Source organism: Dellaglioa sp. CoH-57-MRSF-18 (assembly GCF_056781995.1).
In genome coordinates this window covers 1-251 of sequence record NZ_JBXAXX010000254.1, presented here as the reverse complement: position 1 = coordinate 251, position 251 = coordinate 1, and the positions used below count along the sequence as shown (strand labels likewise).

Annotated in this window: 1 pseudogene; it reads left to right on the top strand. The window is 52.6% G+C overall.

The features are described from left to right. A pseudogene (locus AC1RPG_RS08895) lies at positions 1-251 on the top strand (hypothetical protein); the annotation flags it as partial.

Sequence of the window (251 nt, the reverse complement as noted above, 5' to 3'; positions counted from 1 at the left end):
GATGAAGACGAAGAAGAGGATGAAGACGACGAGTCCGAAGATGAGGAAGACGAAGAAGACGAGCCTGTGAGCAAGAAGAAGGCTCCGGCCAAGGGCAAGAAGAAGGTCGTCGAGGAAGACGAAGAAGAGGACGAGGAAGAAGACGAAGACGACGAGTCGGAAGAAGACGAAGACGACGAAGACGACGAGTCTGGTGAAGATGAGGACGAAGACGAAGAAGACGACGAGTCTGGTGAAGATGAGGACGAAGA